Source organism: Paludisphaera soli (genome assembly GCF_011064595.1).
Classification (GTDB): domain Bacteria; phylum Planctomycetota; class Planctomycetia; order Isosphaerales; family Isosphaeraceae; genus Paludisphaera; species Paludisphaera soli.
Map to the genome: position 1 here is coordinate 1 of NZ_JAALJI010000169.1, position 332 is coordinate 332.

At 73.2% G+C, this 332-nt stretch carries 1 pseudogene; it reads left to right on the forward strand.

Annotated elements, in window-relative coordinates:
• Positions 1–202: pseudogene (locus tag G6O68_RS32170) on the forward strand (adhesive domain-containing protein); the annotation flags it as partial.
• Positions 203–332 lie beyond the last annotated feature (130 nt).

Genomic DNA, 332 nt, shown 5'->3' on the forward strand with positions numbered 1-332 from the left:
CGTCCAGGACGCTCCGGAACTCGGCGACGGGGGATCCGTCGACCCCGCCCCCGAGGACGCCGCCGCGGACGCCGTGGGCGACGAGGCGGGGCCTCTCGACGGGTCGTCCGCCCCGGAAGTCGACCGCGACGCGGGACCGCAGGCCGACGGCGACGGCGATGCCGATTACGACGCCGACGAAGACGACGCGAGCCACGGCTGATGGCGACGCACACGCTGACGATCCACGGCTGGATCCCGGCCGCCCACAACAGGCTCAAGGGCAAGTGGGGGTGGATCCTGAAGAAGCGGGACCGGGTCCGCGTGGCCAACGCGAACCGGTTCCAGCGGAC